The 15,783-nt window shown below is 57.2% G+C and carries 19 protein-coding genes; 11 read left to right on the forward strand and 8 right to left on the reverse strand.

Features of this window, described 5'->3' with window-relative positions; genetic code table 11:
• Positions 1–37 precede the first annotated feature (37 nt).
• Positions 38–727, forward strand: a complete 690-nt coding sequence (locus ACR0IU_RS13545; RefSeq protein ID WP_480456166.1) for a zinc-ribbon domain-containing protein — start codon at positions 38–40, stop codon at positions 725–727.
• Here the strand turns inward: ACR0IU_RS13545 and ACR0IU_RS13550 are convergent.
• The 5 genes from ACR0IU_RS13550 to argH all read right to left on the reverse strand — a co-directional run bounded on the left by ACR0IU_RS13550 (position 724) and on the right by argH (position 6,445).
• A complete protein-coding gene (locus ACR0IU_RS13550) occupies positions 724–3,210 on the reverse strand; it encodes a TIGR02302 family protein (protein WP_480716684.1) in 2,487 nt (828 codons plus the stop codon). The genes ACR0IU_RS13545 and ACR0IU_RS13550 overlap by 4 nt on opposite strands.
• A gap of 96 nt (positions 3,211–3,306) precedes the next feature.
• On the reverse strand, positions 3,307–4,572 hold the full coding sequence (gene lysA / locus ACR0IU_RS13555) for a diaminopimelate decarboxylase (RefSeq protein WP_480716617.1): 1,266 nt from the start codon (positions 4,570–4,572) through the stop codon (positions 3,307–3,309).
• A gap of 71 nt (positions 4,573–4,643) precedes the next feature.
• Positions 4,644–4,793 (reverse strand): hypothetical protein, encoded by a 150-nt coding sequence (locus tag ACR0IU_RS13560; RefSeq protein WP_010443671.1) that lies wholly within the window; start codon positions 4,791–4,793, stop codon positions 4,644–4,646.
• Between the two features lie 81 nt (positions 4,794–4,874).
• On the reverse strand, positions 4,875–5,057 hold the full coding sequence (locus ACR0IU_RS13565) for a hypothetical protein (protein ID WP_010443668.1): 183 nt from the start codon (positions 5,055–5,057) through the stop codon (positions 4,875–4,877).
• On the reverse strand, positions 5,057–6,445 hold the full coding sequence (gene argH / locus ACR0IU_RS13570; protein WP_480716618.1) for an argininosuccinate lyase: 1,389 nt from the start codon (positions 6,443–6,445) through the stop codon (positions 5,057–5,059). Before argH ends, ACR0IU_RS13565 begins: the two co-directional genes overlap by 1 nt.
• A 21-nt stretch (positions 6,446–6,466) precedes the next feature.
• On the opposite strand from argH, the gene ACR0IU_RS13575 reads away from it, so the two are divergent.
• The 10 genes from ACR0IU_RS13575 (at position 6,467) to yddG (ending at position 14,477) form a co-directional block, all read left to right on the forward strand.
• A complete protein-coding gene (locus ACR0IU_RS13575) occupies positions 6,467–7,033 on the forward strand; it encodes a TlpA disulfide reductase family protein (RefSeq protein ID WP_480716619.1) in 567 nt (188 codons plus the stop codon).
• 82 nt (positions 7,034–7,115) lie between these two features.
• Positions 7,116–7,445: a hypothetical protein gene (locus tag ACR0IU_RS13580; protein WP_480716620.1), complete on the forward strand. Its 330-nt coding sequence runs from the start codon at positions 7,116–7,118 to the stop codon at positions 7,443–7,445.
• A gap of 59 nt (positions 7,446–7,504) precedes the next feature.
• Complete coding sequence (locus ACR0IU_RS13585; protein WP_029622271.1) at positions 7,505–7,891, forward strand: hypothetical protein; 387 nt, start codon at positions 7,505–7,507, stop codon at positions 7,889–7,891.
• Positions 7,888–8,859: a sterol desaturase family protein gene (locus ACR0IU_RS13590; RefSeq protein WP_170781249.1), complete on the forward strand. Its 972-nt coding sequence runs from the start codon at positions 7,888–7,890 to the stop codon at positions 8,857–8,859. Before ACR0IU_RS13585 ends, ACR0IU_RS13590 begins: the two co-directional genes overlap by 4 nt.
• A gap of 90 nt (positions 8,860–8,949) precedes the next feature.
• Positions 8,950–9,138 carry a hypothetical protein gene (locus ACR0IU_RS13595; RefSeq protein WP_480716621.1) on the forward strand — a complete coding sequence of 63 codons (189 nt, stop codon included), beginning with the start codon at positions 8,950–8,952 and terminating at the stop codon, positions 9,136–9,138.
• A gap of 112 nt (positions 9,139–9,250) precedes the next feature.
• On the forward strand, positions 9,251–10,084 hold the full coding sequence (locus tag ACR0IU_RS13600; protein ID WP_480716622.1) for an EAL domain-containing protein: 834 nt from the start codon (positions 9,251–9,253) through the stop codon (positions 10,082–10,084).
• 193 nt (positions 10,085–10,277) lie between these two features.
• Positions 10,278–11,453, forward strand: a complete 1,176-nt coding sequence (locus tag ACR0IU_RS13605) for an acetyl-CoA C-acetyltransferase (RefSeq protein ID WP_170771978.1) — start codon at positions 10,278–10,280, stop codon at positions 11,451–11,453.
• A gap of 187 nt (positions 11,454–11,640) precedes the next feature.
• Positions 11,641–12,363, forward strand: coding sequence for an acetoacetyl-CoA reductase (gene phbB, locus ACR0IU_RS13610; RefSeq protein WP_010443651.1), 723 nt, complete (start codon positions 11,641–11,643; stop codon positions 12,361–12,363).
• A 303-nt stretch (positions 12,364–12,666) separates the two neighbouring features.
• A complete protein-coding gene (locus ACR0IU_RS13615; RefSeq protein ID WP_480716623.1) occupies positions 12,667–13,614 on the forward strand; it encodes a transcriptional regulator GcvA in 948 nt (315 codons plus the stop codon).
• Complete coding sequence (gene yddG / locus ACR0IU_RS13620) at positions 13,611–14,477, forward strand: aromatic amino acid exporter YddG (protein WP_170544674.1); 867 nt, start codon at positions 13,611–13,613, stop codon at positions 14,475–14,477. Before ACR0IU_RS13615 ends, yddG begins: the two co-directional genes overlap by 4 nt.
• Here yddG and ACR0IU_RS13625 read toward each other — a convergent pair.
• The 3 genes from ACR0IU_RS13625 to ACR0IU_RS13635 form a co-directional block, all read right to left on the reverse strand.
• Positions 14,474–14,638: a YdcH family protein gene (locus tag ACR0IU_RS13625; RefSeq protein ID WP_010443648.1), complete on the reverse strand. Its 165-nt coding sequence runs from the start codon at positions 14,636–14,638 to the stop codon at positions 14,474–14,476. The genes yddG and ACR0IU_RS13625 overlap by 4 nt on opposite strands.
• Positions 14,639–14,753: 115 nt before the next feature.
• Positions 14,754–15,533 (reverse strand): tRNA1(Val) (adenine(37)-N6)-methyltransferase, encoded by a 780-nt coding sequence (locus tag ACR0IU_RS13630; protein WP_480716624.1) that lies wholly within the window; start codon positions 15,531–15,533, stop codon positions 14,754–14,756.
• On the reverse strand, positions 15,530–15,745 hold the full coding sequence (locus tag ACR0IU_RS13635) for a putative signal transducing protein (protein WP_008755664.1): 216 nt from the start codon (positions 15,743–15,745) through the stop codon (positions 15,530–15,532). Before ACR0IU_RS13635 ends, ACR0IU_RS13630 begins: the two co-directional genes overlap by 4 nt.
• Between the last annotated feature and the right edge of the window lie 38 nt (positions 15,746–15,783).

Consider the following 15,783-nt stretch of genomic DNA (forward strand, 5'->3'; position numbering starts at 1 on the left):
ACTATTATCAGGCCAGCCTTGAAGGCCAGGAGGCAGAATGCGTTTAACGTGTCCGAATTGCAGCGCCCAGTACGAAGTCCCGGACGAGGTGATCCCAGAAGACGGGCGCGAAGTGCAATGCTCCAATTGCGAAAAGACCTGGTTTCAGGAAAAACACCCTGCCACCGTCGAAACAGAGGCCGAGGCAACGCAGGAATTAGACTCGCCAGATCCTGAAGAGGTCAAAACAGCGGCTGAAGCGTCTCATGATGAGAGCGCCAGCAACATAGATCCCGCGGTTTCTAACATCCTAAAGGAAGAAGCCGCGCGCGAGGCTGATCTGCGAGAGCGTGAAGGCAGTAGTCTAGAAAGCCAGCCTGATCTGGCCCTTGACCCACCCGAAGAGCCAAAGGTCAAACCCAATAGACCTTCCGCCACTGAATCAGCAGCCGATGCAGGTCAGCGCGATGAGCTACCTGATGTTGAGGCAATCAATTCCGGCCTGCGCAGCGATCTCGGCTCGGACGAGGCTGAAACAGATGCACCGACTCGCAAATCCGGTGGATTTTTACGTGGCTTCGCGCTGATACTGATCATCGGCGTTATTCTGTTTCTGATCTATGGCAATGCTAGCCAGATCAGCGAAGCGGTACCGCAAGCTGATCCGGTGCTGAAATCTTATGTATCAATGGTCGATCAGGCGCGTTTGTGGTTAGAATCACAGACCGGTGGCGCAGGACAGAACTAAAACCTTTCGAGCAAGCGCTTGAGGTACTCCAGCTCAATCTGAGGCCGATCCTGTTCACCAGTGCGGCGACGGATTTCATCCAGCAGCTCGCGCGCTCGGCGATAGACGTCTTCGCCCTGCAACAGGTTATCATCGGTCGAGATCGACCCTGCCGATCCCGGCGCGCGGCCCAACGGGTCGCGGTTGTTGGCTTGCATATCACCCGCTTCCGTACCCTGCCCCGGCTGGTTTTGCTGGTTCTGCGCCATGGCCTCACCCAGTGATCGCATCCCCTCGCGCAGCGCTTCCATCGCTTCGGACTGCCGGTCGATCGCCTCGGCCAGATCATCGCTGCGCAAGGCGTCTTCGGCCTCGTCCATCGCTCGCCCTGCACGGCCCAGCGCCTCACGTGCGGCATCACCTTCAGGCGTGCCGCCACCCGGCAGGCTTTGTTCCTGCCGTCCCAGTTCATCTCGCAGCGCTTGTTGCCGATCCGCCAGAGATCCCTGACCTTGCTGCCCCTCGCCCGCCTGATCCTGACCCTGGCCCTGTCCGCCCTGACCTTCGTGGCTTTGTCCACGCCCGAGCCCGCCGCTGCTGCCTTCATTGCCCTGACTTTCGCCGGATTGGGCTCCTGGATTGAACTGTTCCTGTAGATCTCGGAAGGCCTGATCGCTCAACCCTTGCTGTTCCCGCAGAGTTTCCGCCAGCCCCTCCATGGCCTGCTGACCTTCGGATTGGCCACCCTGGCCTTGCCCTTGTGTGACGCGCATGTTTTCCATCATCTGTTGGAACTCTTCCAGCGCCTGCTGCGCTTCGGCCATGCGGCCCTGTTCCATCAGCTCCTGAATGCGATCCATCATCCGCTGCAGGTCATCTTGCGTCATCTGCAGCGTTTCGCCGTTCTGGCCTTGTTGGTTCTGACCATCTTCGCCGTTTTCTTGGGCGAGACGCTGAAGCTGTCGCATATAATCCTGCGTTGCTTCGCGCAGCTCTTGCATCAACTCAGCGATTTCCTCATCGCTGGCACCGTTCTGCATTGCTTCGGTCAAACGCTCTTGCGCGCGGCGCATCCGCTCCAAAGCGTCAGCCAGTGTTCCGTCCTCGATCAGAACAGCGAGATCCCATAGCGCCTGCGCGATCTCTTCCTGCTGTTTGAGGTTTAGCGCACCGTGCCGATCAAAGGTTTCCAACCGACGCAAGATCACCCTCAGGCGCAAGTAGGCGGTGTCCGAGCGGAACAAATCTTCGGGCAGATGCGAGACGGCACGCAACAATTGTGCAACGCGCAGCGAATTGTCGCGCGACCAGAGTAAATCGCGCCGTTGTTCAGCGACCGCGGCAGCCAGTGGATCAAAGAAACGCCGGGCAGGCAGATCGGCCAAATAAGGCTCGGCCACCGATTCCTGATCTGCCGCATCAACGGCCAAGAGGGTAATTTTCACCGGCAAATGCGCCCAGGGGTGCTGCGAGAAATCTTCGATCAGGTCTTCGGTAAAATCCGTCCTGTCGCCGGTGATCGGCATCGGAAGCTCAACCGTGATGATCTCGCGCGGCTCCGGTTCAGTTGCCAGGCCAAATTCGCGATTCACAGCAGGCAGATTCAACTCGATCCGAGCCGTGCCTGAAATGATGCCATAGTCGTCGGACGCCGCGAACGGTAGTTTCATCTGTCCGCCAGCTTCGGCCTCAGCAGCGCCCGCCACCTCGATCTGTGGTTTTGTGTCCGCGAGTATGTCCAGCGCCCAATCGCGTCCAGCCGGACCTTCGATCCGCAACTGGCCCGAGCGATCGGCGACAAAATCCTGCTCTGGCTCGGTTGCGGCCTCGGTTCCAAGCGGCGTCGTCGTCTCGGTAAGGCTGTGTGCACCAATCTCCCCGTAGAACCGCAGCGTGATGCGGCTGCCTTTGGGCACCGTAAGTGTTGGATCAGTTTGATCAGCAAGGTAAAGCGTCGGCAAACCCGTGTAACGTGGCGGTTCAACCCAGCCTTCCCAGGTCGGGCCCTGCCCGGCCTGCGCGGTCCCCGGCGTCATGTCCGCCACCGAGCCAATCCGCCAGAACGAACCAAACAGAGCTGCAACGACGAGCGCCAACAATGCAGCATAGCGAAGCGCATAGGGATCGCGAGAGGCCAGCCGCAAGTCGGGTTTCACCGGATCGGCATTTGAAGCACGGTCTGCCATGCGCGCCTGGTGTGCTTGCCACAGCCCCACCGAATCCGCATCCATCGCACCGATTGCCTGATCATCCATCAATGCCTGAATCGGGCGACCGGGCAGGGTCTCATCCAGCCGAACCAACGCCTCAGACCGGGTTGGCAGGTGAAACCGCCTGATCCCCAAGATCGCGGTCGCAATCAACGCAACCAATCCGACAGCCGCAGAAATCCAAACGGTTTCGATGCGCACAAGATCGTGCAGCCCCAGCATCAGGGCGGCCAGCAGCGCCATGAGAATAGAAAAGAGCGGCCAGAAGGCGCGCATCACCTGCTCGGCCAGCATGCCCCCATGCGTCAGCCACAGGGACAGTCTTGGAATCGGCAGGGTCTGGTTCTCGCGCAAGGCGGGCCTCCTGATCCGGCCCGCGCGCCTATCGCGTCAGAGCCATTCTGGTATGGTATCGCGGTTTATGATTTCGTCAAAGCTTGGGCGTTCACGAATTACGGCAAATTGATCCCCGTTCACCAGAACTTCAGGGATCAGGGGGCGCGTATTGTACTCGCTGGACATGACCGCGCCATAGGCCCCCGCGCTGCGGAAAGCGATCAGATCACCTGATTTCAGCGGCGGCATGTTGCGCTGCTTGGCAAATGTATCGCCGGATTCGCAAACAGGACCGACAATGTCATAGGGCCTTTGTTCGACCCCTGCAGCAGGTTCGTCGACGGCTACTATATCATGATGCGCTTCATACATAGCGGGGCGGATCAGGTCGTTCATCGCCCCGTCAAGGATCAGGAAATCGCGGTCCTCACCGGATTTGACGTAGATGACCTTGGACACCATCAGACCCGCATTACCCGCAATCAGTCGGCCGGGCTCGATCTCGATCTCACAGCCCAAATGGCCAAGCGTTTTCTTGATCATCGCGCCATATTCAACTGGCAAGGGCGGCGCGTCATTGGAACGCGTATAGGGAATGCCCAATCCACCCCCAAGATCAAGGCGCCGAATATTGTGCCCTTCGGAGCGCAAACGCTCAGTGAGTTCCGCGACCTTGTTATAGGCCAGCTCAAACGGCTCCAATTCGGTCAGTTGCGAGCCGATATGGACGTCGATCCCGATCACTTCGAGCCCCGGCAGGCTTGCAGCCAACGCATAAACCTCGGAGGCGCGCGAGATCGGGATACCAAACTTATTCTCGGACTTTCCAGTAGCAATCTTGGCATGGGTCTTGGCATCGACATCCGGGTTCACCCGAACGGTGATCGGCGCATTCACGCCCAATTCTAGCGCGACCGCATTGATCACCTGCATTTCAGGCTCGGATTCGACGTTGAATTGCCGAATTCCGCCAGTCAATGCCGTGCGAATCTCATCTGCAGTTTTGCCAACGCCCGAGAAGACAATCTTGTCGCCGGGCACGCCTGCAGCCTTGGCACGCAGGTACTCTCCACCAGAAACCACATCCATCCCCGCACCTGCCTGAGCCAGCGTCTTCAGGATTGCCTGATTGCTGGCCGCTTTCATCGCGTAGCAGACAAGGTGGTCAGTGCCCTCAAGCGCGTCATCAAACAGCTTGAAATGCCGCAGCAAAGTAGCCGTCGAATACACATAAAACGGGGTTCCGACCGCTGCAGCGATTTCGGAGATTGGCACATCCTCGGCGAAAAGCGCGCCGTCGCGGTAGAGAAAATGATCCATACCGCGCGCTTAGACCAAAAGAGGCATGTGGATCAAATGATTCCAGCCATCTGCAGAAATCCCATCGCTATCTAGAAGGTCTTCGATGCACCGATCCGCGCATATCCAGATACCGAAATTCCTGTTGAGCGGGCTTCGGGCTCAGGTTTGGGTTGTGGTTTGTATGCCGGGTCGCAAGCTGCAAGAACGACAAGTGCCAAGATCAGGCCAAAGAATTTCATGTCGCCACCTTACGTCCAGAGGAGCAGCGTGCAGCCGGTTGTTCTGCTCACATGGGGATGACAAATACAAATGGCAATGCCTCAGAGCCCCAGAAATACGCCCAGACCACCGCGACGCACACCAACTCCGACACCGCCATACGTGCCGCTGCTGCCAACGCCAACACTTGCGCTCATGGTGGGTTGGATGGGTTCGCCATCAGCGCCGCATCCGGCCAGAGCCGCTGCAACCGCAATCAAAAGCACCACGCGTCGTATATGCATTACACTAGCGCCCTCCATCGCTTGATCTGGTCTCGCACCTGATCCGGTGCGGTGCCTCCATAGGACTGGCGCGAGTTTACCGAATTTTCGACCGTAAGAACAGAATAGACATCATCAGTGATGTCAGCATGAACCGACTGCATGTCCTCAAGTGTCAAGTCAGGCAGGTCGCAGCCTTTGCTCTCGGCCATGGCAACCAGCGAACCGGTTACATGGTGCGCATCGCGGAACGGCAGGCCAAGCACACGGACAAGCCAGTCGGCCAGATCGGTTGCAGTTGAGAAACCGGACCCTGCAGCAGCTGCAAGGCTGTCGCGGTTGGCGGTCATGTCCATGACCATCCCTTCCATTGCGGCAAGCGCCAGCATCCAGTTGTCGGCGGCATCAAAGACCTGTTCCTTGTCTTCCTGCATGTCCTTGGAATAGGCCAGCGGCAAGCCCTTCATCACCATCATCAACGCTGTATTGGCGCCGTAAATGCGACCCACTTTGGCGCGGATCAATTCCGCGGCATCGGGGTTCTTTTTCTGCGGCATGATTGACGAGCCGGTCGAGAACCGATCGGACAAAGTGACAAAACGGAATTGGGCCGAAGACCAGATCACCAGTTCCTCGGCGAAGCGCGACAGGTGGACAGCGCAGATCGAGGCGGTGGATAAAAATTCCAGCGCAAAATCACGGTCGCTGACCGCATCCAACGAGTTCGCGGCGGGGCGATCAAAGCCCAGCGCCTCGGCGGTCATGTGTCGATCAATTGGGAAAGAAGTCCCCGCTAGCGCAGCAGCGCCCAAGGGGGATTCGTTCATCCGCGCACGCGCATCGCGGACACGGGACAGGTCGCGGCCAAACATCTCGACATAGGCCATCATATGGTGGCCCCATGTTACGGGCTGCGCAGTTTGCAGATGGGTAAAACCGGGCATAACCCAATCGGCACCCGCTTCAGCCTGCGCCAAAAGCGCGCGGATCAGGGCCAGAAGACCGGTTTCCGCTGCATCCAGTTGGTCACGGACCCAAAGCTTGAAATCGGTCGCTACTTGGTCATTTCGCGACCGACCCGTGTGTAACCGGCCTGCGGGCTCACCAATCACTTCTTTCAACCGCGCCTCGACATTCATATGAATGTCTTCCAGCGCAGTCGAGAACTGAAATTCTCCGCTCTGAATTTCTGACAAAACGGTGAGCAGCCCTTCCCGAATGGCCTGCGCATCACTATCACTTATGACGCCTGTGGCAGCCAGCATGGCGGCATGGGCGCGCGAGCCTGCGATGTCCTGGGCTGCCATCCGCTGATCGAACCCGATCGAGGCGTTAATCGCCTCCATGATCGCGTCTGGACCGGCGGCAAAGCGGCCGCCCCACATCTGGTTCGAAGATTGATCGGTCATGTAAGAAAACCCGGAGTTGATATGCGCCTATTTCGTCTGATCCCCCTTTATATGGCCCTTGCGCTGGGTGCAAACGCCGCTTTGGCAACGGATGCCGAGACTCTGGGCCCGCTGCGCGATGGCACGTTGAAACGGCTGATCCTGCATAAGGAACCAAAACCCGCCAAGACCATCGAGTTTCAGTTGGAAGACGATGGCGGTGTCGGCACGCTGGAAGACTATGCTGGCAAATACGTGCTGGTGAACTTCTGGGCCACATGGTGCGCCCCCTGCCGCAAGGAAATGCCTCAGATTGCCGAGCTTCAGGAAGAATTTGGCGGCGACAAGTTCCAGGTGCTGACCTTGGCCACTGGCCGTAACACGCCCGCCGGGATCAAGAAGTTCTTTGACGAGAACGGCATCGACAACCTGCCACGCCATCAGGACCCAAACTCTGCCGCCGCACGCGAATTCGGTGTCATCGCTCTGCCGATTACCGTCATTCTGAACCCCGAAGGGCAGGAAATTGCGCGCCTGATCGGCGATGCGGAATGGAACTCGGAAAGCGCGAAGTCAATCATATCGACTCTGGTCGAGACCAATAGCTAAAGCCGCCCGCTTCATTTTGTGTTAGACTGAAACCGGCCCCGTTGGGCCGGTTTTCGTTTGTGAACAGCAAAATGGAGGCCATATGAAGCCAGTAGTATTACTGATCGGCCGTTTGCCGAATGTAATCGGTGACGTTGCACGGCAGTTGGATCATTTGCCTATCCAATGGCTGGGCGCACATGATCAGAATGAGGTCCGGCGACAACTGGACACCGAACCCCGCATCGCCTGCGCCATCATGGGTGCCGGTCTGGACGACAACATACGCGGTGAAATGGTCGGCATCATTGCCGCGCGCCGTCCCGATATCTGCATCCATCTAAAAGATCGCACATCGGGCCCCGAGGGTTTGGTGCCCTTTGTCGAACGGGTGGTGCAACACGAAGTTCTGGACGGCCTGGAGCGCGGCTGACGCCACGCCACCTTTGACAGGCAATTCGACCTCTTGCAGTTTGTCCACAGGAGGATCGAATGCCGCTGGAAATTCTGTTGGGACTTGTCGTCGGCGGCATTGCCGGGATCACGCTATTGTTGCATCTGACGGGCAGATCTCGTTTGCGCCTACTGACGCCTGAAACCGCACAAATCCAATGGCTTCGACACTTCCCTGATGACACAGTCATTGATGTCACGGTCGCCCATGACGGTCACGCCGCCCTTGTACGAACCGAGACAGGCGCCGGGTTGCTGTGGTCCTTCGGGGCTGACACCGTAGCCCGGCATCTGCTGGATTTCGACAGGATCGACCATCCCGATGGGTTTGAGGTTCAATTTCACGATTTCAGCACTCCGCGCGTACTCATCCATCTCGACGAAACCGAGTGCCGCCACTGGCAACATCTGATGGAACCCGCATGACTGATCACGTAAGCTTTCCCGACGCGGTGCAATGGGCTGTACCGTTTTTCATCGCCGCCATTCTGGCGGAATTTCTATGGATCGCCGTCAAAGGTCAGGGCGGTCGGTATGAGACGCGCGATGCCGTGACTTCGTTGATCATGGGGGCGGGCAACATTGCCTCAGGCTTTTTGCTGGGCTTCATCGCGTATGCGTTTTTCATGTGGCTGTGGCAAATCACGCCGCTGAACCTGGGCACTTCGATCCCGGTGATCATCCTCTGCTTTGTGCTGGATGATCTGCGCTATTATTGGGTGCACCGGTTCGGGCACCGTATCCGCTGGGTCTGGGCCAGCCACGTGAACCACCACAGCTCGCAACATTACAACCTTACCACAGCGCTGCGGCAAACCTGGACCTATACGTTCACCTTCATGATGGTGGTGCGTGCGCCGCTGATCCTGCTGGGCTTTCATCCCGCAATGGTGCTGTTTGTAGGCGGCCTAAACCTCATCTATCAATTCTGGATTCACACCGAAGCCATTGGCAAAATGCCCCGCTGGTTCGAGGCCGTGATGAACACCCCCAGCCACCACCGTGCCCATCACGGACGCAATGCACGCTATCTGGATTGCAATTATGCCGGTGTGTTCATCATCTGGGACAGGCTGTTTGGCACATTTGTTCCCGAGCAAGCAGATGACAAGGTCGACTATGGCCTCGTACACAATATCGGCACCTTCAATCCACTGCGCGTGGCGTTTCATGAATGGGTCGGAATTTGGAAGGATGCCACCCAGCCTGAGCTGACATTGCGCCAGCGATTAGCGTATTGTTTTGCGCCTCCGGGCTACAGCCATGATGGTAGCCGAGACAGTTCCGAGCAGATCAAGGCCAAACATCTTGTCCGCCATCCGGAAGATTGCGGAACACCGGGGTTTGAGCAATTCGACCCGCAGGCATCCGCCACCGCGCCAAAGCGGGCCTAAGTCTCAAAAAGACCTTTTCTCTGCTTGATTTTTGGCACAGGTGCTCCATATCCGAGAGGTGATTTAAGTAAGCATTCTCCGGAGACCCGCATGTCAAAATTGCTGAGAATTTCTACCGCTACTGGATTGCTGGGTTTTGTCGTCACCATGGCCGCCGCGCTCAACGGAGCTGTCCCGACTATTTTGGGTCTCGGGTTTGTTATGGCTGCGCTTGGACTGTTCGGAGCACTGGTTGGCGCGGCGGCTTCGCTGCTGCATGCCCGGCAGTCCACACACTGATCACCGGCCCAACACCTGCAGATAAATACACGCTCGTTAACTCCGGTTTTACCTGTCTTGCCTGAAACTGTTGTCCGGACCGTAATCGTCGGGATCAGAGGAATGGTAGAACATGGGAAACAGGAAGCGCGCGGACCTGCCTGAAGGGTCGGACAACCCGTTGAGCGCCGCCGTCACCTTTCGGGACCAATCCGTCGTTCAGATGGCCACTGAAGCGGTAAAGCACAAGCAATGCAGGCTGGCGTTTCAACCCGTTATTCAGGCTCACCCCCCGCAAGGGATCGCCTTTTACGAAGGGTTCATCCGCGTATTAGATGAAACCGGTCGCGTCATACCCGCACGTGAGTTCATGCCACAGGTTGAAAACACGCCCATCGGTCGTGATCTGGATTGCATAGCGCTCGACATGGGATTGCGCACCCTGATCCGAAATCCCGGCATTCGCTTGTCCATCAACATGTCCGCCCGATCCATCGGTTATTCCAACTGGTCGCGTGTACTGGATAGGTTCCTGAAAAAAGACGCAAGCCTGGGCGAGAGGTTGATTCTGGAAATCTCCGAAGCGTCAGCCATGCAGGTGCCCGAGCTGGTGGTTGACTTCATGGATCAGCAACAAGCCCGCGGGATCGCTTTCGCGCTGGATGACTTCGGAGCCAGCAACTTCAGCTTTCGCCATTTTCGCGAGTTTCTGTTCGACGCCGCCAAGATCGACGGGCAGTTCATACGTGGCGTCAGTAAGAACTCTGACAATCAGGCGCTGGTGCGCGCGCTGATCGCCGTGGCACGTGAATTTGAAATTCTCGTGACCGCCGAATCGGTCGAGATCGCTGAAGATGCTGCTTTTCTGATCGAAAATGGGGTCGATTGCCTGCAGGGCTTCTTGTACGGCGCACCTTCGGTCTCCCCACCTTGGGTCAAAGAAAAATCCTCAAAAACAGGCAGTTGATAGAAAGAAGTCGCGCAAAGATACACCGCAGTCAACTCTGAGACAAGCTGCCCGTTGCTGCAGATGCAGCATTGCGGTATTGCAGAAGGTGCTGGAGCGGGGAACCCGAGGCGCTCTTGTATCCGGAGAAAGCCTCTCCACGACCTGCGCCGTCAGATTTCCCACAAGACCATGACGGTAAAGGATTGACTGTATGACCAACGTAGTAATCGCATCCGCCGCACGTACGGGCGTCGGTAGCTTTAGCGGTTCGTTTGCGAACACCCCCGCACATGATTTGGGCGCTGCCGTCCTGGAGGCCGTTGTCGAGCGCGCCGGGGTCGACAAGGGTGAGGTAAGCGAAACCATCATGGGTCAGGTCCTGACCGCCGCACAAGGGCAGAATCCCGCCCGTCAGGCGCATATCAATGCAGGTCTGCCGCAGGAAAGCGCGGCATGGGGCATCAATCAGGTTTGCGGTTCGGGTCTGCGCGCTGTCGCTCTGGGCGCTCAGCACATCCAGTTGGGCGACGCCGAGATCGTGGCTGCAGGTGGACAAGAGAACATGACCCTATCACCCCACGCCGCCGCCCTACGCGCCGGTCACAAGATGGGTGACATGAAATACATCGACACTATGATCCGCGATGGTCTGTGGGATGCCTTCAACGGCTATCACATGGGTCAGACCGCCGAAAACGTGGCCGAGAAATGGCAGATCAGCCGCGACATGCAGGACGAATTCGCTGTTGCTTCGCAGAACAAGGCCGAAGCAGCCCAAAACGCTGGAAAATTCGCCGACGAGATCGTGCCCTTCACCATCAAGACCCGCAAGGGCGACATCGTGATGGATAAGGACGAATACATTCGCCATGGCGCGACCATGGAGGCGATGGCCAAACTGCGCCCGGCTTTCACCAAGGATGGCTCGGTCACGGCGGCAAATGCTTCGGGCCTGAACGATGGTGCCGCGGCCACCCTGCTGATGTCGGCCGAGAACGCCGAAAAACGCGGAATTGAGCCTCTGGCCCGTATCGCCTCATACGCGACCGCCGGCCTGGACCCGTCAATCATGGGTGTCGGCCCGATCTACGCGTCGCGCAAAGCGCTGGAAAAAGCGGGCTGGTCGGTTGACGATCTGGATCTGGTCGAGGCCAACGAAGCATTTGCTGCACAGGCCTGCGCCGTGAACAAAGACATGGGCTGGGACCCGTCGATTGTGAACGTCAACGGCGGTGCAATTGCTATCGGTCACCCGATTGGTGCATCCGGCTGTCGGGTTCTGAACACCCTGCTGTTCGAAATGAAACGCCGCGACGCGAAGAAGGGTCTTGCGACCCTTTGCATTGGTGGTGGCATGGGCGTCGCATTGTGCGTGGAGCGCGACTAATTGCGCTGAAAACTAATTACAAAAGGGCGTCCACAGGGCGCCCTTTTTTGTTACAATCGGATCATATCCCTTAGATGCGACAATATCGCCGGACAGAAAGATTAATTCGATCACGAAACGATATTGCGCACCCGCAACTCTCAGAGTAACAGAATTACCAAGACGACTAAATTTGGAGGAGTCCTAAATGGCACGTACAGCACTCGTAACCGGCGGTTCCCGCGGCATCGGCGCAGCAATTTCCAAGGCGTTGAAGGCCGAAGGATATAATGTTGCCGCCACTTATGCAGGCAATGACGAAGCCGCCGCAAAGTTCACCGAAGAAACCGGTATCAACACCTATAAATGGAATGTTGCGGATTACGACGAATCCAAAGCGGGCATCGAAAAAGTCGAGGCCGAGGTCGGCCCGATCGACATTGTGGTCGCCAACGCAGGTATCACCCGCGATGCGCCGTTCCACAAGATGACGCCTGAGCAATGGCATCAGGTGATCGACACGAACCTGACGGGTGTCTTCAACACCGTTCACCCGGTATGGCCGGGCATGCGCGAGCGTAAGTTCGGCCGGATCATCGTGATCAGCTCAATCAACGGCCAGAAAGGTCAGTTCGCCCAGGTGAATTATGCCGCAACAAAAGCAGGCGATCTGGGTATTGTAAAATCGCTGGCACAGGAAGGTGCGCGGGCCGGTATCACCGCCAATGCAATCTGCCCCGGCTATATCGCGACCGAAATGGTCATGGCAGTGCCGGAAAAAGTGCGCGAATCGATCATTGGCCAGATCCCCGCAGGTCGCCTGGGTGAGCCGGAAGAGATTGCGCGTTGCGTCGCCTTTCTTGCCTCGGACGATTCGCAGTTCATCAATGGCTCGACCATTTCGGCCAACGGTGCACAGTTCTTCGTCTGAACCAACGGCATTGGAACGAAAACGGGCCGGTCCATCAAGGACCGGCCCTTCTTTTATCCCGTAAGTCCGCGCGCGCTGCGGTCAGCGGGAACCAAAAATCATTCGCCAGATGCTCCTGACCGCCTTACCGCGCTCGCAATGCGCCTTTTGAAAGGCACGCTGAACCGAAGGATGGGTTGTCATCTCAATCATGTTTGCCTCTTTCTCAGATCAGTTTCATTTGACTTACTCCGATGATGAGGCATATTTATCTGGCCTACAAACGAGCTTTTTCGTATAGTCAGTTAAGGATATTTTAACTGAATGAGCGACCGCCTGCCACCATTGACCGCACTGCGTGCCTTTGATGCCGCCGCGCGGCACATGTCTTTCGCCAAGGCCGCGGAAGAGCTACACGTCACCCCCGCAGCACTATCCTTTCAGATCAAATCGCTTGAGGAGCACCTCGGGCAACCGCTGTTTCGCCGCCTGAACCGCGCCGTTGAACTAACCGAGGCCGGGCGGACATTAGCACCCGGCGCAGCAGAAGGATTTACGACACTACAGACAGCATGGGCTGCAACACGAAGGTTGCAGAGCAGCGGGACGCTGACTCTCACTGCCGGACCAGCCTTGACCGCGAAGTGGTTGGCCCCCCGCTTGTTCGAGTTTGCACGACTACATCCGGACATCGAACTGCGGCTATCCGCATCACTAAAGGTTGTCGATTTGCGGCGGGATGATGTGGATGCGGCGATCAGATTTGGAATATCTGACGACGCTGACCTAGCTTCCTACGCCGCCAGACCAGATTGGGTGACGCCTATTATGACACCTGAATTGCATGAGAGGTTCCAGACACCGGAATCGCTGCGTGACGCACCGCTGATATTTGATGATTCCCTCTTCGAGGTCGCCCCTGGTTGCGATTGGCCGTCCTGGTTCCGCGCCGTTGGTATGTCATATTCACCTGCAACGGGCACCCATTTTTCTCAACCTGATCACGCGATAGATGCAGCCTGCGCCGGGTTGGGAGTTGCACTGGGGCGGCGGCCTTTAATCATCAAGGATGTGAGCGAGGGCCGACTTGTCGCCCCGTTCAAAGTGGCGGTGCAGACCGAAGCGCGGTTCCGATTCATTTGCCTGTCCGAAGCCAAAGACCGCCCACAAATAGCAGCTTTCCGAGAATGGTTCTTTGCAGAGATCGAAAAAACCGCGCATATGTGGGACGACTTCGAGATCATCCCAGAAAAGGAACTTGGACGCCCATGACTCGTTCCCGTGCGACCGCAATCGGCTTTGTCGCCGTCTTGCTGTGGTCTCTGCTGGCCTTGTTTACCGTGGGCTCAGCCCCCACACCACCTCTGTTGCTGAACGCAATTTGTTTTACGATCGGTGGAACTTTGGGCCTGATCTGGACTATAGCAAATGGAGGCCTGAGGCAGTTGGGCCAGATCGCATGGACCACGTATCTGTTCGGTGCAATTGGGCTTTTCGGATATCACGCTCTGTATTTCTCAGCCCTGCGCATGGCACCCGCCGCTGAGGCGGGGCTGATTGCTTATCTCTGGCCTTTGCTCATTGTTTTGCTGTCCGGCTTGCTCCCCGGCGAACACCTGAAGCCTGGCCACCTGATCGGTGCTAGCCTTGGCTTTGCCGGGGCTGCAGTGATCATTACTGGTGGCAGCAGTGCAGGGTTTCAGGCGCAACATCTGCCCGGTTATGGGCTGGCCCTTTTGTGTGCGCTGACTTGGTCAGGCTATTCGGTTCTGTCGCGAAGGTTGGGCGATGTACCGACAAGTTCGGTTGCGGTGTTCTGCATCATCACAGCAATAGCCTCTTGGGCGCTGCATTTTGCAATTGAAGAAACAGTCTGGCCGAAGGGCGCAATAGGCTGGGCCTCAACCCTCGCCTTGGGTTTGGGTCCGGTCGGGCTGGCGTTCTATGTTTGGGATATTGGGGTCAAACGCGGGGACATTCAAATCCTCGGCACCGCCTCATATGCGGCACCTTTGCTATCGACGCTTGTATTGGTTCTGGCCGGGATCGCCGCCCTGTCGTGGGGATTGGCGATCGCGGCCTTGCTTGTCACCGGTGGCGCTGCAATCGCTGCCCGCGCCAGCCTGAAGGCTTAGGCCGACAGGCGCTCGATCTCTTCTTTCAGCTTCAGTTTCTGCTTCTTGAGCTGTGCAATATGGAGATCGTCAATACCAGGTGAGCGTTGAGCTTCTTCTACTTCAAGACCGAGAATTTCGTGTTTTTTCTTCAACTCCGTCAGATGCGCGCTCACGCTCATGGCGGTCCTCCTTCTCTGGTTTGGTAAGTATGACGTAAGAAGTTGATCACATCATTTCCAGCCTGTCACGCTGCAGACGCACAGAATCTGTAATAAATCCGACAAATTCGGCTGGTCATTGCCGATCTGAAGCGAATCCGGCCAATGCGGCGCCATCGCGCAGCACCGCCGAAACCTCGGGAGTATAGCTTTCACCATCTTTGAGGTGCCGATCCCCCTGATGCATTATCAGCGGAGATTGTAACCGAAAGCTGGCGCGACCTCCCTTACGAGCTCGTAGAATCACCAACTCGGCCGGGCGGCCCACGCGTGCAGAAAGAGGCAACACTTCGGCCGACCCCAAGCGGCCACTGCAGGCAGCCAGTATGTCTGGCAAGCGATCCGCTTTCTGGATCATGTGCAAGTATCCTCGTGGTGCTAACCGCCGGGCCGCGACATCTATCCACGCTGTTAGTGGGGTGTTTTCACCTAAAGCAATCTGCCGTCCCGGATCGGTCGATGGGCTATGTGCACCCGGCATGTAATAAGGCGGATTAGTGATCACATGATCAAACTGTGCTTGTTTCAGGTCTCTGGGTAGCGCGCTCAGATCAGCCTCGACCACCGACAGGTCCATAGCGTTCTGAGTGGCATTTCGACGCGCCAGTTCCGCATAAGCGGGTTGTAGTTCGACCCCTGTCGCCTGCAATTGCGGAACACGTGCCAACAAACACAAAATAGCGGCTCCCGCGCCACATCCGAGCTCTAACACTGACTGACCCTTGAGGGCAGGAACCGAAGCGGCCAGCAAAACAGGATCAACGCCCGCGCGATACCCAGTCTTTGGTTGCCATAATCGCACACGACCACCCAGAAATTCATTCAGCGTCAGCTCATTGTCGGAAAACAAGCTCATCGCCCCAGCGGTATCTCGTTATCACGCATAACGCGCTCGGCGCGGGTCAGGTCATCGGCGCGCACCATCAAGCGACGAGGGAAAATTCCTATACCCCCTTCGAGGATGCTCATATTTACGTCCATCTGAAAGCAGTCTATATCCTCGCCCTCAAGGAGAGCCGTTGCAAAAGCCAGGATTGTCGGATCGGTGCTGCGCAATAGTTCTTTCATGGGGATGGATGTAAGGGCAAGGTGACTGGGATGTCGAG

The sequence above is a fragment of the Ruegeria sp. CL5 genome, from assembly GCF_056536485.1.